This is a genomic window from Baaleninema sp. (assembly GCF_049974805.1).
Taxonomy (GTDB): Bacteria; Cyanobacteriota; Cyanobacteriia; order Cyanobacteriales; family Geitlerinemataceae; genus Baaleninema.
Map to the genome: position 1 here is coordinate 1 of NZ_JBNGCO010000016.1, position 16,358 is coordinate 16,358.

Consider the following 16,358-nt stretch of genomic DNA (forward strand, 5'->3'; position numbering starts at 1 on the left):
TGATTCCGGGGTCGGATTAAGCCGGGAATTTTGTCAATCCCCTGCACCTGAATGCTTACTCCGAGGGCAATTTCGACAAATTAGCTAAAGTTCGTTTGCGAACCTTATTGCCCTCTCGGTAGGATTCTCTGAGAAGGACGGCCGGGGGGGAATTTCGATTGGGAACTCGTTCGATATACATGACTACAGAATAGCGGATTTCTTTGCTCGAGAACCTTAAGAAAATCTTTGAATTACATGGGTACAACGCTCGGCGGGTTCCGCGCCCTCTTTCCCTTCCGGCAAGCGTTTGAGAGACTTTTGAGTAGATTTACAGGGGGAACTTCAGTCAGAACTTTTGCGACGACGAGCGTAATTCCCTCAATCCTCAATTTTTGACCCATTCGTAAATCTCCAACAGCGCCGGATCGCATTTACAGCAATCGCCACAGGTACTCGCACCCCGAACTTGACGCACGCGACCTTTACGAGCCAACTTTTTCAACATCGGTCGCAAGGCATCTGACTCGATATGAAAATGAGTCGAGATTTCCGAAAGAGGCGCTTTCTCTCGGTCTTTTAAATAGGTTTGTAATTCTCGCAAAATCATAAAAAATCTACCTAAAAATACGACCATCTGTCTTTATTTTATAAAATTAAAAAATAAATCGCTATTAAATATTATTGCAGTTCAACCAATCAGTTATACTTTTGAATCTAACGATCGATCCGGGGGATTTCAGTTCGATCGCTCCAACCCCCTCTGTGTCCTCTGTGTCTCTGTGGTGAAGAATCCGACAACCTCGTAGGGTCGTTGTGTGCAACGACCCTACCCTTAGCTTACACTTCCGAAAAATACTGTCGATCGCGTCGGGTGGGGCGCAAACTCCATAAGATCCCTAACGTGACCCCCATCAACACGAGCATCGCTACGATCCAAGTGGTGGAAAAGCCAGGATGTTCGGCAAACGTGGCCACTTGATAGAACATCGTCGCCACCCAGTAGGCTAACCCTGTCGTCCAAAATCCGGCAAACAGAGTCCAACGCCAGTTGGTTTCGCGGTAAATGGCGGCTGTCGCCGAAACACAGGGAAAATACAAGAGAACAAACAACAAATAGGCAAAGGCTCCCATTTTGCCGTCAAAGCGATCGACCATTTGCCCAAAGGTTCCGAGTGCCACGCCCTGTTCTTCTGCGGCGACATTGGTATCTTGAACTTCTCCCACGTTCAAGCCCAGGGGATCGAGTAAAGCACCGGGAATTTCAGCTAAGTTGGCGGGAATGCTGGCAAAGGCGGCACCAATGTTTCCCCAGAAATCAAAGGCTTCTTCTTCAACGTTTTCTGCGGCAGCTTCTTCTGAGGCAATTTGCCCGTAAATGGCATCGAGAGACCCCACCATTGCTTCTTTCGCGAATACGCCGGTAAAAATGCCCACTGTTGCCGGCCAGTTTTCTTGGCGAAGTCCCATGGGGGAGAAGACGGGGGTAATAGCTTGACTGGTGGCGCTAAGGACGGAGTTTTGGCTGTCTTGGTTGCCGATCGATCCGTCGGTGCCGATGGAATTCAACAAGCCCAACACCATCACCATCAACACGATGACTTTCCCGGCTTTGATGATAAAGGCTTGGAGCCGATCCCAAGTTCTGAGTAAAATCCCTTTTACGGTGGGGAGGTGATAGGGCGGGAGTTCCATGACGAAGGGAGTCGATTCGCCTTTGAGAAGGGTGTTTTTCAGGACTAAGCCGGTGAAGATGGCGGCTACAATCCCCAACAGATAAAGGGCGAAGACGACGTTTTGACCGCCGGCGGGGAAAAAGGCGGCGGCGAAGAGGGCGTAGACGGGAAGCCTGGCCCCGCAAGACATGAAGGGATTCATCATAATCGTCATGACGCGATCTCGTTTGTTTTCGAGGGTTCGCGCGGCCATAATCGCCGGGACGTTACAGCCGAATCCCACCAGCATGGGAACGAAGGATTTACCGGGAAGGCCGATAAAGCGCATGAATCGATCCATGACGAAGGCTGCCCGCGCCATGTAACCGGAGTCTTCGAGAAAGGCCAAAAACAGGAACATGAAGCCGATGACGGGAATAAACGTCGCCACGGTTTGAATCCCACCGCCCACGCCGTCAGCCAGTAACGCGATCGACCAACCGGGGGCGTTTAGATTCCCCATCAGATTGGCTAAGCCATCGACGAAAATCGTTCCCGTGAGGATGTCGAAAAAGTCGATAAAGGCACTGCTGATATTGATGGAGAACAGGAACATCAGATACATCACCAGCAGGAAAATGGGAATGCCCAGCCCTCGGTTGAGAACTACGCGATCGATACGATCGGACAGGGTTCGATCGACTTCTCGACTGCGTTCGATGGTGCCTTCGGTAACTTGATGGATGAATTCGTAGCGGCTGTCTGCGACGATTAAATCGAGGTCTTCTCCGAGAACTTGCCGGATTTTGCGGCGGTGGGGGACGACGATGCGATCGAGGTCTCGGCTTTGTAAGTCCGGGGCGACGGAATCTTCGTATTCCAAGAGTTTTAACGCCGTCCAGCGGGGATCGACATAGGTTTTCGATCGCCGTTCTTCGATGTAGGGAACCAACTCTGCGATCGCGTCTTCGACAACGGCGGGATAGGCGACGTAAGTGTGGGGAACGGATGGGTTTTGCAGTTCTCGTTCGATGGCGTCGCACAGGAGGGTCACGCCGTCGCTTTTGGAGGCGACAATGGGAATCACCGGACATCCCAACCGTTGGGATAATTTGACCGGATCGATCGACATTCCCCGGTCTTCGGCCAGATCGACCATGTTCAACGCCACCAACATGGGGAGGCGCATTTCTAGAATCTGCGTGGTCAAATAGAGGTTGCGCTCTAAGTTGGAGGCGTCGACGATATTCACCACGAGATCGGCTTTTTCCGACATTAAATAATCTCGGGCAATTTTTTCGTCGAGTCCGGCGTCGTCGTCTTCGGCGTCGAGGGCGTAAACACCGGGTAAATCAACGACGGTGACTTTGAGTCCGTTGTGTTGGTATTCGCCCTCTTTGCGATCGACGGTGACGCCGGGCCAGTTCCCCGTGCGTTGGTTCGTCCCGGTAAATGCGTTAAATAAGGTGGTTTTTCCGCAGTTGGGATTTCCCACTAACGCGATCGTTTTCTGAGTCATGGTGTCGTTACTTTATCCCTGTCACTCGTCAGTTGTCATGCCGTTCGATCGCGCCCCTTCTGAGACACTCTCTTGTCGAACCGATCGAACCGGTGCTACTGCACTTGTTCGACGACTAAGGCATCGGCGTCGTCTTTCCGCAGGGTGAGACTGAAGCCGCGCACTTTGATTTCGATGGGATCGCCGAGGGGGGCGTAGCGGGTGATGGTGAATTCGGTTCCCGGGGTCAAGCCCATGGCCAGCAACCGTTTGCGGTATCCCCGTCGGGGACAGTCGTAGCTGAGAACCCGCCCAGTCGAACCGATTTTTAAATCCCGTAAGTGTTTTAAGTCAGCGACGGTGTTGGCGTCGCGAGAGACGCGGGTGGAGGCAGTTCGGTTGGCGCACAGTCCCACACGCTCGCCGTTGACTTCCACGATGGCCGAGCCGCTTTTTGTCAGGTTGATGACTTTGAGTTCGTCACCAACGTGCAGTTCGTGCGATCGATTGCCGCCGATGGATTCGACCACCCAGAGGCGATCGCCGATTTGGGCTTGTGATAGGGAAAACGACGAGGCGGCGATGGTGGAGGGGCGGTTCTCCGAACGGTTCGTTTCTAGGTCTCCTCCTAAAAAGGTAAACCCCCATCCGTTACGGGAACGCTGCTGACGACCGCGGCCTTGGTGTTGTTTGAACATTAATTTTCTCTCCCTAGATAGTAGTCTATAGAAATTCTCATTTAATTTTAGCGGAACGGGTAATTTATCACAATATAGCTGATAGGCTATGATTTTTAAAAATTCCTTAATATCGAAGGCTTCGCCAGCTCGACTTTTCGATCGAACCCTGGTATCTGGGCGTTTTCCGGCTCGATCGAGAGACTTTACCGGACGACCAGTTGCTAATTATTAGCAATAATAGCGAAAAGACTTCTCAAAAGCAAGGGGGTCTTACCACCAATCTGCCAAACGGGTTAACCCAAGTATGGGTCGTTTACGGTATCTGTACGAGGGAAGATCTAGAGATAATTGAGAATTACTCGTCATCTCCCTGCTGGGGGCGGTGTGTGATGCGGAAATATCGCATCGGCGGGATTTTCGCGGTTTTCCGCCAAAAAAAATGCAGAGGCTGGCAAGCCAACCTCTACGGGGGAAATAGGGAGAAGTGTGGAAGGGGGTACAGCGGCCACTACCCTGCAATTCGTTGGTATTCCGTATCTTTCACGCCGAACCCTTCACACTTCCTGCTTCACTGTACACTTATCCGGCAATGCGTAGGAGTTCTACATCGAAAATTAAGGTGGCGTTGGGGGGGATGACACCGCCAGCACCCCGTTCGCCGTAACCCAATTCCGGGGGAATAATGAGCTTCCAGCGATCGCCCACTTGCATCATCCCGACGCCTTCGTCCCAACCGCGAATCACCTGGCCGACGCCGATACGAAACGAAAAGGGCCGTCCCCGTTCCCGAGAACTGTCGAATACGGTTCCGTCTTCTAACATTCCGGTGTAGTGAACCACTACCGTTTGACCCGGTTGAGGGCTAGCCCCGTCGCCTTCTGCGAGTTTGACGTACTGTAACCCGGAGTCTGTGGTTTCCAGGTTCTCGTCTGGAACGATGTCGGCGTCGCTGTCGGGTGCTTGCGCCACGAGGGGGGCGTCCTCCTCTGGGGCGGGTGCAGCCGTTTGTACAGCTGGCGGCTGTTGCGTTTCGTTGGCGAGGGCGGTTTGACGCTGCGTTCCCACGAGCGCGAAGACTAAGACGAGTGCACAAACCACCATCACGCTCAAGCTAATCAAAATCGGTCGCAAAATCAGTCCTCCTATATCGATTCGATTGGCAGAGCTTATCTATCAAAGCCCAGACTAGCTTATCGCCAAAGTTTGTTTTCGAGATCGCGAACTTGTCGTTCGAGTCGATCGAGCCGTCCGCGCAATTCGTCCATTTCCGCTTGACGGGGAACGCCCAAATCCTGCATGGCGTTGCGAAGCTGGCGTTCGAGCTGTTTTTCCAAGTTTCCCTGTTCCGATTTCAGGTTTCCCATAAAATCGTCGATGAGGGACTTGGCGTCGTCCGAGTCGATTTTGCCTTCTTGCACCCATCGATCGCTGACTTCTTTGATTTTTTCAGCCACGAGGGAAGTCGTTCCCACGCCGATCATCAATAGTTGTGTAAGTAAATTGTTGTTATCCATCAGGTTTTCTCTTAACTGGCGACGTTCTCAGCTCGAACCTATGGCGATCCTAGCGCGTCTAGGGTTCTTGGCGGATGGCGTCGGGGACGCCGACGGGGGAGGCTCCGGCGATCGCTCTGAGGTTTTGGGCGCGAATTAACTCGGTAAAGGACAGTCCTGGGCGACCTTCGATATCTGCTGACGCTTTAATGGCCGAGAGCAGATGTTTGGCGGCTTCGGCTTGGGTGTAACCGCGACGTTGAGCGACGGCGATGGCGGCTTCGTCGGCGGCCAGTTCCGATTCAGAGGTTTTGGTTTGGCGCCAAACTTGATTTAAGGCGATGGCGGTAAATCCTCCCGCCGCGACGATACCGACCGGATCCCCTTGCATGACTTCAACGGAGGTGGCCAGGATTCCCGCCAATCCCAAACCGCGATATAGGTCGAATTTAAACCAGCGAATTTCGATCTGCCAACAGACGGTTCGTAACAGCAGTAAATCCCGTTGTGGTTGGGAGAGATCGCGCCAGTAGTCGAAGTTGATAAAGATGGGTCGATCGCGCTTCCAGGGAAGCGGAAACGGCGTCTCGATGACTTTGGGGAGCGTCGGTTGACTGACGATTTTCGTCATCATGCGCCCGGAGGCGGGCATTAAATCGAGCAAGCGGCGAATCTCGGGGGCTGGATTCATGGGTAGAGTGGAGAACGACGGGAACTCAGCGGTGTTTGCAGATCGCACGACAGCAGCCAAAATAAATAAAAGGGATTTTTACGGTTTTATTATTTTCCCCTATGGATGCTTTTGCGCCAATTCCCCCAGCTTGGACGAAATCCGCCGTTCATGCGTTCGAGTTTTGTTGTCCGTCTTGTGGGGCGAGCAGTCGCGACGCGACGGAAGTGTGGCTCAACCGCCGTGCGCCTGTGTATACGGAAGACCACCGCCGCAAGTGGCAGGAGTTCTATCATTGCGAATGCGGCTGTGTGTGGTGGGGGTGGAGTAGCGATCGACCGAAACCGGACGAACCGTGGTCGGGTGCGTGACTTGAAACATCGGGGGTCGCAAGGAAACCTAGAAATTGTCACGTACCGCCAAGGTACTCATCGCCAACTTTTCGAGATCTGGGGTTGACAAAATACATAAAATATGTATTGATATTCGAGCCAGATCCCCGGCATCTCCAAGATGCCGGGGATCTCCGGCACATGACCCCATCATCTCATCAGCCCATCACCTCATCATTTTCCGATCGATATCCTTCTTCGTATTCCGGTTGTTTGATTTTTTCAGGGATGTTGACTTTGGGGGGATTGTAGGCGCGACGATCTTCTTGTTCGGCCCAGGCGTCTGCTTCTACGTCTTCGTAATCAGCGGGTTCGGCGTATTCAGGATATTCAGCTTCTTCGTAAATCGGCTCGTCCCGATAGGGTTCTTCGGGATAGGGCGTTTCGTAACGAGTCTGGCTAGTTTCGCTCCAGTTGTCTTCTTCGTATTCGACGTAAACGGGTTCGGGTTCCGGTTGGGCTTCATAGAGGGGTTCGGGGGCCGGTTGCGTCCATTCGTCTTCGTCCCATTGGGATTCGACGGGGGTTTGAATGGGGGGACGGCGGACGGTTTCGGGTGGGGTGGCGGGAATTCCGCTTCCGAGTTGGTTTTCGGGGCGGGCGGTGGGGGTGTAGAATTCTTCTTCTTCTTCTCGTTCCCAGGGGGCGGTCCCGAGTCCGAGTCGTTCCATGACGCCTACGGAAAGCTGGGTCAGCCGTTCTTCGGCGCCTTCAAAGACGATAAGTCGGTTCGGACCGCTGCTGACGATTTCTTCGATGGGTAACTCGTAGGTACTGAGAAGCTGTTCGGGGATTTGCGGCAGTCCGATGGAGGCGATAATAATGGAGACGAGGGTGCCGTCGCGGGTGTCGAATTTGAAGCCCCGCAGCCGTCCGAGAAGTTCTCCGGTTTCGGTGATGACTTCGCTGTTGATGAGGTTACTGTAGGCTTCGACGTCGAGGTCGTCTTCGATAACCTCTTCGTCATCGACGAGGATCACGTCTCCGATTTGGCGGATGCGATCGAGCTGCATGTACCGAGGTAGCCCGGTAACGGCGAGGATGTTGTCTCGCATTCCCAGGGCGACGACGGAGCGTCGATCGATATCGACCCAAATTTGACTGATTACCCCTAACCGTCTTCCGGTGTCGCGGGTAATGACTTGAGTTCCTAGCAGATCGGAGCGTTGGCGAATATGTTCGGAGGTCATTCTAGGCGGAATCCTACGAGTCGAATCCTGATTTAATATACTGCAATCTCACACAGAGGCACGCTGCTGGTGCTGTAACTTCAATCCCAAAACTTGCGTGTGCGCTCCACGGGCTTGGGTGACGCCGATGGTTCGTTCGGCGGAGGCAATCATGGGACGGCGCAAACTCACCACAATAAATTGGGCGTGCTGTGCTTGCTTTTCGATCATTTTAGCTAATCGTTCCACATTTGCCCCGTCGAGAAACATATCGACTTCGTCGAAGGCGTAAAAGGGTGAGGGACGATAGCGTTGTAGGGCGAAAATGAAACTGAGGGCGGTGAGGGATTTTTCGCCTCCGGACATGGAGGCGAGGCGTTGGACGGGTTTTCCTTTGGGGTGGGCGACGAGGTTCAAGCCACTGCTAAAGGGGTCGTCTTCGTCGCTGAGTTGTAGGTGTCCGTCCCCTTGGGAGAGTTCGGCGAAAATGGCGGCGAAGTTTTCGTTTACGGCGTCTAAGGCTTCGCGAAAGGCTCGCAATCGTAGGGTGGTGAAGTTTTCAATCCGCAACATGAGTTCGCTGCGTTCGCCTTCGAGAATTTTCAGTTTTTCGGATAATTCTTCGAGTCGCGCCTGGGTTCGATCGAATTCTTCTAATGCCAACATATTGACGGGTTCGAGGGCTTCGATACGTTTGGCGAGGGATTTTAATTCTTTTTGGAGGGCGTCGAGTTTTTGGTGGGGCGGGACTTCGGGAAGGGGTTCGGGGAGTTCGGACTGCATTTGTTGCCGGTGCGATCGCACTTGGTTGAGTTGTTCGTGTCGCCCTTCTTGGGTTTCTTGGAGTTTTTCAAGCCGCCATTGGCTTTGTTGTTGGGTAACTCGCAATTCTCGCAGGGCGACTTCTGCGGCGTCGCGGGTTTGTTTTTCTTGTCCGAGTTTGGCTTCGATTTCCACCATGGCGGCGCGGGTTTGTGCGAGTTGTCGATCGATCCCGGTTTCGTGATCGCTCAGGGCGGTTTGTTGGATCTTGTATTGTTCGAGTTGTTGGTGCAGGGTTTGGAGCTGTTCTTGGCTGTCTTGGCGTTTTTCGGCGAGGCGTTCTTGTTGGTTCGCCAGTTCTCGCATTTGTTCTTCGGTTTGGCGCAGTTGGTGGGTTCGATCGCTCAAGACTGTCTCGCGTTCTTGGATTTGCTGCTGCAAGGCTTGCCATTCGCTGTGAGTGTGGGATTTTTCGAGTTCGGCGAGTTGTTGGCGAAGCTGTTGCAGTTGCTGTTCTTGCTGGGGAAGTTCGGCTTCGAGGTGTTGCAGTTGCTGTTGGTTGCTGTGGAGTTCCTGGCGTTGGTTGTGGAGTTGCGATCGCGTTCGATCGATCTGTTGTTGGAGTTGCTGAATTTCGTCGCGCACGCGTTCGGCGTTCAACTGAATTTCGCGATGTTGCTGTTTGGCTTCCATGGCGGCTTGGGAGCCCAGCTTGACTTCTGTCGCCCAGCGGGTAATTTCGGCGTCGCAGCGTTCGAGAATTTCGGCGATTTGGGAGAGTCGATCGCGCAACGCCCGCACTTCTGAGGATTCTCCGGTTTCGGCGTATCCGAAGTGTAAATGGGAGGACTTCCCGCGATTGGCGCCCCCTGTCATCGCCCCGCTGGTTTCGAGAAGTTCGCCGTCGAGGGTGACGATTCGCGCTTTTCCTAAGACGGTTCGGGCGTTGTCGAGGCGATCGAAGACGACTGTATTGCCGAAAACATAGGCAAATACCTCGTCGTAGCGTTCTTCGCAGGTGAGGAGGTTGACGGCGTAATCGATAAATCCCTGGCTACGTTCGACGTCGGGATAGTCACGCCATCTCGGGGCGCGAATTTTATTCAACGGTAAAAACGTCGCCCGCCCCGCCCGTTTTTCTTTCAACAGGCGAATTCCCGCCGACGCCACGATGTCGTCTTCCACGACCAAAAAACCCAACCGCCCCCCAGCCGCAGTTTCTAAGGCGACTTGATAGTGAGGTTCGACGCGCCCCAACTGCGCCACTAAGCCGCAGACGCCACTCAACCCCGACTGCATGACTAATTGGGTGGCGTAACTGCCGGAGGCTTCCCGTATCGCCTGGGTTTGGGCTTCCAGTTTGTCCAGTTGGCGCTGTTTGTCTCGCTGTTCTTTCAGCAGCCGGGTTTGGGTGTCTTGCTGGATTTGCAGTTCTTCTTCGGCGGCTTTGGCGAGGGATTCGAGGCGATCGCGCTGGTTTTGGGCGTGGGTTTCTTCTTGGGAAAGGGTTTCGGCGGTTTGCTGTTTTTCGCCGAGTTGCGTTTCGAGATCGGTGAGGGATTGTTCTCGATCGCGGATTTGTTCTGACAGTTGCGTCACCCGTTCGGACAGTTGCGCCCGTTCCGCCCGTTGGGGTTCCAGGGTTTTTAGCAGGGTTTCCGTGTCTCGCCGCAGTTGGGTTTGTTCCTGCACCCAGGCTTCTGCTGTTGAGGCTAGGGCGTTGGCGGCGTCGCGGGTTCGATCGAGTTCCGCTTTCGCCTCGTCTCTGGCTCGAACTTGTGCCGCCAGGGTTTCGGTTTCCAGATGTTGCTGTTGCTGTTGGAGTTCGGTTAACTTTTGTTGCGATTGCTGGATATTTTGTTCGGTTTGTGTTAAAGCATTTTGCGTCTTTTCCCGTTCTTCGCGAAGTTCTTCCCGTCGCTGCTGGAGTTGTTGTTTTTGGGCTTCCTGTTGAGCGAGGGTGGACTGTTGGGAGATGAGTTCGTCTTCCCCGAGGGCGCGGACTTTGGCGTTGAGGGCGTCGAGTTCCTCGGAGGCGGTTTGAATGCGGTGGGTGAGGCGGGAGAGTTCTTCGGTGAGTTCGGCGCGAGTGCGATCGCCGGCTTCGATTTGTTCTCGCACTTGGGCTTCTTGCGATCGCAGTTGCTGCCACCGTAGCAGGATTTCCCATTCTTGCTTTTGGTGAAGTTCGTCTCGGAGAGTTTGATATTTCTGGGCTTTAATGCGATCTTCCCCGAGGCGATCGCGCTGCGCCATCAGTTCTCGTTCGACGATGCGACAGCGATCTTCGCGTTCTTCGACTTCCTCGAATTTCTGTTTGGCGCGATCGATCTTGCGATCGAACGCCGCCACTCCCGCCAGTTCGTCGATAATTTCGCGACGTTCTCGAGGGTTCATGGAAATAATACTCGTCACGTCTCCCTGTAACACCACGTTGTAGCCTTCCGGGTAAACGCGCAGATGGTTAAGTTTTTCGTGTAACTCCGTCAGCGTGGAGGGTTCGCCGTTAATGTAATAGGTTGAGGTATAACTTCCCGATTTGGTGACGCGCAGTCGCCGCGTCACCGTCCATTGGTTGCGTTTTGGCGAATTTTGAGCGTCGGGATTTTGAGAATGGGGATTTTGAGAGTCTAAACTCTCGTTTTCCGGCGAGTCGATTGGGGAGTCGATGGAATCGATGGCGTTTTCCGAGGTATCCTCGGACGTTAACGCCGTCTCCAACTCCTCATCATCGGAATCGGGTAACGAATCATCTCCGAGATCGAACACCACCGTGACGCTGGCTTCAACAGTAGACTTGCGATTACTTTGCTGCTGGTTCACCAAATCGGGAAGGCGATCGGCTCGCATTCCCTTTGACGAAGCAATCCCCAAGCAAAACAGTAGCGCGTCCAGAATATTAGATTTCCCCGAACCGTTAGGTCCAGAAATCACGGTAAACTCCGGCTCGAACGGAATCCGCGTCGTGCCGCCAAAGGACTTAAAATTGGTGAGTTCGATTTGTTTGATGTGAACCATGAAAGCAATTGATAATTGACAATTGACAATCGATCGCGATCCTTGAGCAGTTATTCGCGAGAGGGATCGATCGAGTGCAATTGACAATCGAGACGTTTTCCCATTCCATCATTACAGTTGAGAGTTGAGCGTTTTACCTCATCCCATCATTTCCTCATCCCATCATCTCCTCATCTCCTCATCTCCTCATCCCCGGCTCTGATAGAATGCACCCAAGGCGATCGCGGGGGTGTCGAAATGAAGGTTGCAATCTTTGAAGTTTGTCGCAATCCCGAGATTAAGAAGCAGACGGAAACCTTAATGTTATCCGAATTTTGCCAGCGTAGTGGCATCGAGTGCGATGTGTATAGTAACGATGGTATTTGGTCGAAACGGACGTTTTTGAATCGATCGCTGTTCCAGAACTGTTTGAGCGACGCCGATACAAAAGTCGTTCACCTGGCGTTACACGGCGATCGAGACGGATTGGTGATGCGGTGGTCGAACGCGGCGAAGATTCGCGATCGACGCCCCCAGGAACGACTTTCTCCCCAGGATATCGAATCGATGGCGCAATGGCGAGATAAAGTCGTCGTCAGTGGAGCGTATAGTGCGGCGAAGCTCTCCGATGCGTTCCTCAAGGCAGGTGTGGCGGCGGCGGTGTTCCCCGAACACCCGATTTCCTACCAGCATCTCGTTCCGTTTTTAGAAATTTTTTATGGAAAACTGGCTCGGGGACTGTCTGTGCGCACGGCTCTGAACGCGGGGTTAGGGCAATTTCCCGATTTGAACAGTTTTAAGATTTTCTCCCGTCGCAGTCCCGATAGCTTGGTCTTAGGCTGAGTCGAGAGGCCAAATCCGAGGGGACGTTGGGTTTGAGGAGCGGGTTCGAGCGCCCCCCGGACAGCCAGGTATAGACTGTCCGGGTTGACTGAAGCCAAGTAAAACCTTTACTTGAAAGCGTTTTAGTTGGGGGCGACTTTCTCTTTAAACAGTTTCCCGGCGGAAAAGGCGGGAACCTTCGTCGCGGGAATGATCATTTTATCGCCGGTTTTAGGGTTGCGACCTTCCCGAGCTTTGCGCTCTCTGGCTTCAAACGAGCCGAATCCCACGAGGGTGACTTTGTCGTCGCTCGAGACGGCTTCGACGATGGTTTCGAGGGCGGCCGTCAATACCGCATCGGCTTCTTTTTTGGTCACGCCAGCTTTTGCGGCGACTCGATCGACGAGTTCTCCTTTGTTCATTATCGATGCTCCTTTGCTTTCGTACAATAGGGGTAAGACCTAGCCTAAAGGCCGATCTGTCGTTAGTTTAATTGGCAAACATCGAGGGAGATTTCGGCTGAAAACGCCTGAAACTCCTGTTCTCCCGATGTTTCACTGATTTATTCTAAGGGGTGTTCGCCCGATCTGGATCGCTGAAAGTATTAATTTATCTTGATTTCCAGATTTTTTTCAGGTCTATACTTTTTCTCGCAACATTTTTTAGCGAAACTCTTGACAATTCTCTAGATATTGAGTAAAGAACTTCGGGCAGTTTTAGGGAAATCAGCGATCGTGTTGACTGTATAACTAAACAGTTATAATATAGGGATGGAGTCATGTTAACACAACGCGATCGCTCGCGAAAACTTCAGCGAAGTCGAAACGAGCTTATATCGGAAACACCACCACCATGTCAGAGACACCCGCAGCGCCCCGAAAACGAAACCTCGTGGGGCAGATTACCGCTTACTTCATCGACTCCCAAGTGACGCTTTTGCTGATTGCGGCGTTAATTCTGTTCGGATTGGCGGCCGCGTTCTTCACGCCGAAGGAAGAAAACCCGCAAATCGTCGTTCCGGGAGCCGATGTTTACCTTGAATACCCCGGCGCCCCGGCTGAGGTCGTCGAAGAAACGGTTACGCTCCCCGTGGAGGCGAAAATCCGAGAACTCACGGGGGTCGAATATGTTTATTCCGTCTCCGAGAACTCGAGGGCGAAGGTGACGGTTCAGTTCTTCGTAGGAGAGGACTGGGAAGATTCGCTGTTTAAACTGCAAAACCACCTCTACAACTGGCAGGACATCCTCCCGAGGGGGGTGTCGTACCTTGTCAAACCGCTGATTATCGACGACGTGCCGATCGTGACGCTAACGGTGACGGGGGACGACTACAGCGATAACGAACTCAGGCGCGTCGGCGAACGGTTACTCGAAGACTTACGGGCGATTCCCAATACGGGCAACTTAACCATTACTGGGGGACAGCCTCGGGCGATTCGCGTGGATCTCGATCCCAACAAACTGGCCAGCTATCGCCTGTCTCCGGCTGCGATCGCCCAACGGTTGCAAGCTGAAAACGTGCAGCTTCCGGCGGGTGACGTATCCGTGGGGTCCGATCGCCTGTTTATCGAAGGGGGCAGCCTGTTCGAGTCTGCTGAAGACATCCGAGATGTGATTGTGTGCTATACCGGGGAAAACAACGGTACGCCTATTTATCTACGAGATGTCGCCACGGTTCGGGACGACTACGGCGAACGAACCACCTATTCTCGCATTCGCTACCGCCAAGATTGGGACTTTAACGATCCCTATCCCGATCAGAAACTGCACCCGGAAGAGGATTTCGTCAATCAGTCGGCGGTAACGATCGGGATTGCCAAGAAACAAGGCACTAACGCGGTTACTGTGGCTAAAGAGATTTTCCAACGGGTGGACGAACTGCGATCGGAACTGCCCCCCGGCATTGAAATCGCGGTGAGTCGGAACGACGGACGTACTGCAGCCCGAGCTGTGGGAGATTTGTATACGAGCCTGTTCCAAGCCATCGGCGTGGTGGTTTTGCTGCTGGTGGTGTTCTTGGGATGGCGGGAAGCTTCGATCGTGGCGTTCGTGATTCCCCTGACTCTCGGCGGTACGCTATTGGTGGGCTGGATTGCCGGACAAACCATTAACCGGATTACGCTGTTTGCGTTGATTCTGGCGTTGGGGACGTTGGTGGACGATGCGATCGCGGCGACGGAAAACATTCACCGACGTTTGGAAATGCGTCCGGGGATGACGTTCCCCGAGAAGCGAGAGGAGGCGATCGAAGCTCTCAACGAACTGGGCGGTCCGATTATCCTGTCGACGATTACGGTGATTCTGGCGTTTGTCCCGATGCGCTTTGTGACGGGGATGATGGGGCCCTATATGGGACCGATGCCGTTCAACCTCCCGGTGGCGATGACCATCAGTACGACTTTGGCGCTGACGGTGACGCCTTATCTGGGATTGCGGTTGATTAAAATCAAACCCCACAAACCTGGCGAAGAGAATCTCGATGTGACGGATACCAAAATTTATAAGTGGTATCGCAAAGTCATGGAGCCGTTGCTGGATTCGGCGACGCGACGCCGCTTCGTGATTTTCGTCATTGTGGGGATGCTGCTGGCGACGTTTATTTTGCCGCTGACGCAGGCGGTGAAGTTCCGGATGTTGCCGAAAGCGGATAAGGATCGCTTTTTGGTTCAGTTGGATATGCCGCTGGGGACGGAGTTGGTGGAAACCGATCGGGTTGTGCGCGAGATGGAAGAAGTCCTGATTCAAGATCCCGAAGTGGTTCAGTTCGAGAGTTACAGCGGTGTCGGCGCCCCGGTGGATTTTAACGGTTTGCTGCGAGGCAATACGGACCGGGAAGGGGAACATTACGCTGATATTCGGGTTCATTTGACCAACAACAACGCTCGGAAAATCGATTCTGAAGGTATTGTGTTCCGCTTGCGGCCGAAGTTGGCGGAAATTGCCGCCGAGAACAACGCGGTGGTGAAACTGGTTGAAGATCCCCCTGGACCTCCGGTGCGATCGACGATGTTGGCGGAAATTTACGGGCCGGATTACGACAAGTTACGGGATTTGGCGAAAGAGGTTCGTTTGGTGTTCGCTGAGACGAAGGAAGTTGTCGATATTGACGATTCGGCGAAAAACCCCATGCCGCAGATGAAACTGTCGGTCGATCGCGCGAAGGTCAATCAAGCGGGGTTGACGACTGAAGAAATCGCTCAAACGCTGAATATGGCGCTGTCTGGGGCGGAAGTCTCGACGCTGCAAGTTCCTGGGGAACTGAGTCCGGTGGCGATCGAGGTGCGGTTTGCGTATCCTGACCGTCAAAGTGTGGACGATTTGACGCGGATTCAAATTCCGACGCAAAGCGGTAATTTGGTGCCGCTGACGGAGTTGGTGTCGTTTGAACCGACTATTGTCGATTTGCCGATTTTCCATAAAGATCAAAAGCAAGTGGCTTATGTGATGGGCGAAATGGGCGATCGATCGTCGGTTTACCCGGTGATCGACCAGTTGATTTACTTCTTCCGCAATCCGTTACCGGAGGGCTATTACATCAAGTGGGATGGGGAATGGAAACTCACTCTGGATGTGTTCCGCGATTTGGGACTGGCGATGCTGGTGGCGGTGATGCTGATTTACTTTATTCTGGTGGGTCAGTTCCGCAGTTTTAAGGTGCCGATGATTATTCTCGGAAGTATCCCGCTGGCGTTGATCGGGATTCTCATCGGTTTCTCTCTTAACGGTGTGTACTTTAGTGCGACGGCGATGATTGGGGTCATCGCTCTGGCGGGGATTGTGGTTCGTAACGCGATCGTGTTGCTGGAGTTCGTCGGCGATCGTATGAAGGAAGGGGCGATTCTCAAGGACGCCATCCTCGAAGGGGGTGCGGTTCGCTTCCGTCCGATTCTGCTGACGAGTGTTACGACGATGTTGGGAACTCTGTCGATTCTCAGCGACCCGGTTTGGTCGGGGTTGGCTTGGACGTTGTTGTGCGGGATGTTGACTTCTTCGGCGCTGACGCTGTTTGTGATTCCGTTGATGTACTACGGCGATCGCTCTCGCAAGCTGCCGAAGGATATGGTGGTTGAGGATGTGGATTCTTCGATGAATCAGGAGTCTTCGATCGCTTAGTTCTTCTCAAGGTTTGCCTAGATACTCGGCTAGATACCCGACATCTCTAAGATGCCGGGTATCTCGCATTTTGAGGGGTTTTGGTTTATCTTTGAGTAATGTTGACTAAAAAATCAATATATAGCTCA

General features: G+C 53.2%; 12 protein-coding genes. 3 read left to right on the top strand and 9 right to left on the bottom strand.

Annotated elements, in window-relative coordinates; translation table 11 throughout:
- Nucleotides 1–367: 367 nt before the first annotated feature.
- The 6 genes from ACP5D4_RS05185 to ACP5D4_RS05210 form a co-directional block, all read right to left on the bottom strand.
- Nucleotides 368–589 carry a FeoC-like transcriptional regulator gene (locus ACP5D4_RS05185; protein ID WP_428010565.1) on the bottom strand — a complete coding sequence of 74 codons (222 nt, stop codon included), beginning with the start codon at nucleotides 587–589 and terminating at the stop codon, nucleotides 368–370.
- Between the two features lie 230 nt (nucleotides 590–819).
- A complete protein-coding gene (gene feoB / locus ACP5D4_RS05190) occupies nucleotides 820–3,153 on the bottom strand; it encodes a Fe(2+) transporter permease subunit FeoB (protein ID WP_428010566.1) in 2,334 nt (777 codons plus the stop codon).
- Nucleotides 3,154–3,248: 95 nt separating this feature from the next.
- Nucleotides 3,249–3,830, bottom strand: a complete 582-nt coding sequence (locus ACP5D4_RS05195; protein WP_428010567.1) for a FeoA family protein — start codon at nucleotides 3,828–3,830, stop codon at nucleotides 3,249–3,251.
- Nucleotides 3,831–4,391: 561 nt separating this feature from the next.
- Nucleotides 4,392–4,943 (bottom strand): FKBP-type peptidyl-prolyl cis-trans isomerase, encoded by a 552-nt coding sequence (locus ACP5D4_RS05200; protein ID WP_428010568.1) that lies wholly within the window; start codon nucleotides 4,941–4,943, stop codon nucleotides 4,392–4,394.
- A 59-nt stretch (nucleotides 4,944–5,002) separates the two neighbouring features.
- Nucleotides 5,003–5,326, bottom strand: coding sequence for a phasin family protein (locus ACP5D4_RS05205; RefSeq protein WP_428010569.1), 324 nt, complete (start codon nucleotides 5,324–5,326; stop codon nucleotides 5,003–5,005).
- 58 nt (nucleotides 5,327–5,384) lie between these two features.
- Complete coding sequence (locus ACP5D4_RS05210; RefSeq protein WP_428010570.1) at nucleotides 5,385–5,996, bottom strand: DUF3318 domain-containing protein; 612 nt, start codon at nucleotides 5,994–5,996, stop codon at nucleotides 5,385–5,387.
- Nucleotides 5,997–6,097: 101 nt separating this feature from the next.
- On the opposite strand from ACP5D4_RS05210, the gene ACP5D4_RS05215 reads away from it, so the two are divergent.
- A complete protein-coding gene (locus tag ACP5D4_RS05215; RefSeq protein WP_428010571.1) occupies nucleotides 6,098–6,346 on the top strand; it encodes a hypothetical protein in 249 nt (82 codons plus the stop codon).
- 179 nt (nucleotides 6,347–6,525) lie between these two features.
- Here the strand turns inward: ACP5D4_RS05215 and ACP5D4_RS05220 are convergent, their stop codons facing one another.
- Together ACP5D4_RS05220 and smc are read right to left on the bottom strand one after the other, a co-directional pair.
- The gene (locus ACP5D4_RS05220; RefSeq protein ID WP_428010572.1) at nucleotides 6,526–7,557 is read right to left on the bottom strand and encodes a PRC-barrel domain-containing protein; all 1,032 of its coding nucleotides are present in this window, start codon (nucleotides 7,555–7,557) and stop codon (nucleotides 6,526–6,528) included.
- Nucleotides 7,558–7,605: 48 nt separating this feature from the next.
- Complete coding sequence (smc, locus tag ACP5D4_RS05225) at nucleotides 7,606–11,316, bottom strand: chromosome segregation protein SMC (RefSeq protein WP_428010573.1); 3,711 nt, start codon at nucleotides 11,314–11,316, stop codon at nucleotides 7,606–7,608.
- A gap of 237 nt (nucleotides 11,317–11,553) precedes the next feature.
- Here smc and ACP5D4_RS05230 point away from each other — a divergent pair, with 237 nt between their 5' ends.
- Nucleotides 11,554–12,138, top strand: coding sequence for a hypothetical protein (locus ACP5D4_RS05230; RefSeq protein WP_428010574.1), 585 nt, complete (start codon nucleotides 11,554–11,556; stop codon nucleotides 12,136–12,138).
- Nucleotides 12,139–12,260: 122 nt separating this feature from the next.
- Here ACP5D4_RS05230 and ACP5D4_RS05235 read toward each other — a convergent pair whose 3' ends face one another.
- Nucleotides 12,261–12,539: an HU family DNA-binding protein gene (locus ACP5D4_RS05235; RefSeq protein WP_428010575.1), complete on the bottom strand. Its 279-nt coding sequence runs from the start codon at nucleotides 12,537–12,539 to the stop codon at nucleotides 12,261–12,263.
- A 430-nt stretch (nucleotides 12,540–12,969) separates the two neighbouring features.
- Between ACP5D4_RS05235 and ACP5D4_RS05240 the strand changes: the two genes are divergently transcribed.
- On the top strand, nucleotides 12,970–16,230 hold the full coding sequence (locus tag ACP5D4_RS05240) for an efflux RND transporter permease subunit (protein WP_428010576.1): 3,261 nt from the start codon (nucleotides 12,970–12,972) through the stop codon (nucleotides 16,228–16,230).
- Nucleotides 16,231–16,358: the final 128 nt, after the last annotated feature.